Annotated in this window: 4 protein-coding genes; 1 reads left to right on the top strand and 3 read right to left on the bottom strand. The window is 71.8% G+C overall.

Going from position 1 to position 4153, the window contains the following annotated elements; all coding sequences use genetic code 11:
- Positions 1–950, top strand: a 950-nt coding sequence (locus tag V7067_RS16095) for an MFS transporter (RefSeq protein WP_334176916.1), incomplete at its 5' end; no start/stop codon positions are given.
- A 78-nt stretch (positions 951–1028) separates the two neighbouring features.
- Here the strand turns inward: V7067_RS16095 and V7067_RS16100 are convergent.
- The 3 genes from V7067_RS16100 to rpsI all read right to left on the bottom strand — a co-directional run.
- Entirely contained in the window at positions 1029–1796 is a 768-nt protein-coding gene (locus tag V7067_RS16100; protein WP_334176917.1) for an RlmE family RNA methyltransferase, read from the bottom strand.
- Entirely contained in the window at positions 1793–3124 is a 1332-nt protein-coding gene (locus V7067_RS16105; RefSeq protein ID WP_334176918.1) for a Ppx/GppA phosphatase family protein, read from the bottom strand. The genes V7067_RS16100 and V7067_RS16105 overlap by 4 nt, the downstream gene beginning before the upstream one ends.
- 937 nt (positions 3125–4061) lie before the next feature.
- Positions 4062–4153, bottom strand: a 92-nt coding sequence (gene rpsI, locus V7067_RS16110; RefSeq protein ID WP_334176919.1) for a 30S ribosomal protein S9, incomplete at its 5' end; no start/stop codon positions are given.

The raw sequence follows: 4153 nt of genomic DNA on the forward strand, positions 1-4153 counted from the left end.
TCGGCGGCTTCATCGCCACCTACTGGCACTGGCGCTGGATTTTCTGGATCAACGTGCCCGTTGGCGTCATCGGCCTTGCGCTGGCGCTCGCCTTTGTGCCGCGCCTGCGCGCGGAGGCGGCACCGCCGTTCGACCGGGCGGGCTTTGCGCTCTCCGGGCTGGGGCTTTCCGGCCTGCTGTTCGGCTTTTCCGTCATCGGCCACGGGCAGGTGCCGCCGCAGGTCGCAACCGCGCTCATCGTGGCCGGGGCGGTGCTGATGGGCCTCTACCTGCTGCACTATCGCCGGGCGGAACGGCCGATTCTGGATTTCAGCCTGCTGCGGTTCGCCACCTTCCGCGCCAGCATCACCGGGGGCTTTGCCTTCCGCATCGCGGTCGGCGCCATTCCGTTCCTGCTGCCGCTGATGCTGCAGCTCGGCCTCGGCATGACGGCTTTCCAGTCCGGCAGCCTGACGTTCCTTTCCACCATCGGCGCGCTGACGATGAAGTTCACCGTCGGGCGCATCGTGCGGCGGTTCGGCTTCCGCCCGGTGCTGGTGGCCAACGGTATTCTCAGCGCCGGCTTCGTGTTCGCCACCGGCGCCTTTGCCCTCGGCCTGCCGCACTGGGTGATGATCGCGGTGCTGCTCGTCTCCGGCTTCTTCCGCTCGCTGCAGTTCACCTGCATCAACGTGGTGGCCTACGCCGACGTGCCGGACGCCGCCATGAGCCGGGCCACCAGCCTTGCCAGCGTGGCGCAGCAGGTGTCGCTTTCGTGCGGCGTGGCCATCGGCGCACTGGTGCTGGAGACGCTGCGCGCCGCCAGTCCCGGCCACGTCCTTCAGCCGCACGATTTCTTCGTCGGCTTCATGGTCGTCGGCGCCTCGGCGCTGATCGCGCCGTTCATCTTCGCCCGCCTGCCGCGGGATGCCGGTGCCCACATGGCGGCCGGGCGCGGCCATGCCGCCTGAAGGCCCGCCCGCCGCCGCCCCTCGCCGCCCCGGTCAGGGGCGGTGATTTCAGGGACGGTGGTCTCAGAGGCGGTGGTTTCAGGGGCGATAGCCGCCCGCCTCTTCCTCCCCGCCCGCAGCGGCCTCGCCATCGTCGTCCGCCGCCTCCGTGCGGCCGCGGAAGCCCTTGGCAAGCACATAAAGCTCCACCGAATCGGAGCGGCTTGCCGCCGGCTTGACGTGCATCACCTGCGCGAAATCGCGCTTCAGGTTGGCGAGCAGCTCGTTCTCGGTGCCGCCGCGGAATACCTTGGCCAGAAACGCTCCGCCGGGGGCGAGAATGTCGCGCGCGAACTCCGCCGCCACCTCGCACAGGTGCATGATGCGCAGGTGATCGGTCTTCTTGTGGCCGGTGGTCGGCGCCGCCATGTCGGACAGCACCAGATCGGCCTTGCGGTGGCCGAGCGCCTCGATCAGCACCGCCGGGGCATCGTCGTCGAGAAAGTTCTTCTGCAGGACGATGACGCCGGGAAGCTGGTCCATTTCCAGATAATCGATGGCCACGATGCGCGGATGGGCATCGTCGGAGCCGGTGCGTTCCACGCACACCTGCGACCAGCCGCCGGGGGCCGCGCCCAGATCCACCACCCGCATGCCCGCCCGCAGCAGGTGGTGCTTGTCGTCCATCTCGATCAGCTTGTAGGCCGCGCGGGAGCGATAGCCCTCCGCCTTGGCGCGGCGCACATAGGGATCGTTCAGCTGTCTCTGCAGCCAGCGGGTCGACGAGGTCGTGCGCCGCCGGGCCGTCTTCACCCGCACCTTCAGGGCGCGGGTGCTGCCGCTGCCGTTGCCGCTCTTGCCGCTCATCGGCCCGCTCCTTCTGCACTGTCCGCCGTCTCGCGCCGGCCGGCCGCCGGCCGCGCAGGCCGCGCGCCGCCGTGATTCGAACCCGGCCCCGCACCATGGCCGCGATCGGCCGCCATCAGCTCCGTCAGGATGCCCTCGCGCAGGCCGCGGTCGGCCACCCGCAGCCGGCGACAGGGCCAGCGCCGGCGGATCGCCTCCAGAATGGCGCATCCCGCAATCACCAGATCCGCACGGTCGCGGCCGATGCACGGGCTTTCAACCCGCGCCTCGTAGGGCATGGCGCAGACCTCCCCGATCATCCGCGTCAGATCCGCCGTCTCAAGCCATGTGCCGTCGACCCGCCGCCGGTCATAGCGCGTGAGGCCGAGATGCACGCCGGCAAGCGTCGTCACCGTGCCCGAGGTGCCGAGAAAGTGCACCCGTCCTGCGGCCACCCCGGCATCCAGTTCCGCGCCGGGGCTGAAGGCCTCCAGCAGACGGCACACTTCGCCCACCATGTCCTCGAACACGGCCGGGGTCACCGTCACGCCGCCGTAGCGGTCGGCCAGTGCCACCACGCCAACCGGCAGCGAGGTCCACGCCCGCATGGCCCGTGCTGCGGCAACCGGGCCGCCCCGGCGGCGCAAATCCAGCCACACCAGCTCCGACGAGCCGCCGCCGATATCGAACAGAATGGCGCCGTCGCTCTCCCGGTCGACCAGCGAGGCGCAGCCGGCCACCGCAAGACGGGCCTCGGTCTCCCGCGAGACCACCTCAAGCTCCAGATCCGCTTCCTCCCGCACGCGGGCCAGAAAGGCCTCGCCATTGGCGGCGGCGCGGCAGGCCTCGGTCGCAATCAGGCGGAAGCGGTCGACGCGACGGTCGATCAGCTTGCGGCGACACACCTTGAGCGCCTCGATGGCACGATCCATCGCCGCATCGGCAAGAACGCCGGAAAGGCTCACGCCCTCCCCCAGCCGCACGATGCGCGAGAAGGCATCGACGACGCGGAAATAGCGCCCGCGCGGCTCGGCGATGAGCAGACGGCAGTTGTTGGTGCCCAGATCAAGCGCCGCATAGCGCCGCACCGCGCCCGCGCCGCCTTCCGCGCCTGCCGGCCGGCGGACCGCCGGAGCCGGTGTGACCGGACGCACGGCCACCTCGCGATGGGCCGGCGCAGCCTCGCCGCCGCCCCGCGCCGGCCTTGCCGGTGCTGCGGCGGGCACGTTACCGCGGCTGCCCGCCCCGCGTGCCGGACGCCCGGGCGCGCGACTGCCCGCACCGCCCCGTTCGCCCGCACCGCGTTCGCCCGGCCCCGCCGGGCCGCGGGCGGCACTGCCGCGCGGCATCTCGTCATGACGGCTCTCGTGCCGGCCTTCTTGCCGGTTTTCTTGCCGGCCTTCCTGCCGGCCGTCATCCCGCCGCGCCTGTGCGCTGCGCCGCGCTTCGTCGTCGCGCTCGCGGCGCCCGGCCTTGCGGCCGCCGGCACCGTGCGGGCCGGTCGCTTCTGCACCGCGATTTGCCGGCGCTGAATGCCCGGCACCACCGCGCGGGCCACCACCACCGTGATTGCTGCCACCGTGACTGCCAGCACCGCCGTGACTGCCTGCACCGTGGCCGCCGCCGGCACCGGCCGCGCCCTGTCCGCCTTGCGGATTGCCACTGCCCGCCGGTGCACCGCCGCGGCTGCGGCGGCCCTTGCGGGGCGCAGCACGGCCGCCGGCGCCCTTGTCGGCACCGCCATTGTTGCCGCGCGGCGTGCGGCCAGAGCGTTTGCGCCCGGCGGCAAGCTCGCCGGGCTCGTCATCCGTCACCGCCGAACGCGCGCCCGGCACGACAATGGCGTCGAATCCCGATCCGGCCGGCGGCACACCGATTTTCAGGCGTGCCACCCCTGCCAGTCCGGGCCCGACGGCCACCGCGCCATGCGCAGCCCCGGCTCCGCCGCGTTCATCGGCGGGCAGGCCCTGACCAGACGGCTGCAACAGCCACCCGGCCCATAGCCCCGGTGATCCTGCCGGTCCTGCTGCCGGCTGGTCAGACACGGGTATGTTCACAAAGCCTCTTCGGGCCGGCCGCGCCGCTTTGTGGACACAGGGCGCCGGCCTCGCAGATTCACATCATTCGCCGGCCAGTTTAGCAGCCCGTGCGTTCTGCTCAAGCCGCTTGGCGCATCGCCCCCGGCACCGGCCCGCAAAAGCAGAACGGGGCGGCCCGAAGGACCGCCCCGCCTGATGAAACCCGAAGGCCGTGCGCTGCCCGGCCGGCCGAAGCCGGCCGCAACAATCAGCGCTTGGAGAACTGGAAGGAACGACGGGCCTTGGCCCGGCCGTACTTCTTGCGCTCGACCACGCGCGAATCGCGGGTGAGGAAGCCTT

It is taken from the genome of Pseudoxanthobacter sp. (genome assembly GCF_036822375.1).
Taxonomy (GTDB): Bacteria; Pseudomonadota; Alphaproteobacteria; order Rhizobiales; family Segnochrobactraceae; genus Pseudoxanthobacter.

What these genes read in the sequence shown, in the direction of transcription:
- V7067_RS16100 (WP_334176917.1), bottom strand. Translation starts at nt 1,796, where the DNA reads ATGAGCGGCAAGAGCGGCAACGGCAGCGGCAGCACCCGCGCCCTGAAG.
- V7067_RS16105 (WP_334176918.1), bottom strand. Translation starts at nt 3,124, where the DNA reads ATGCCGCGCGGCAGTGCCGCCCGCGGCCCGGCGGGGCCGGGCGAACGC.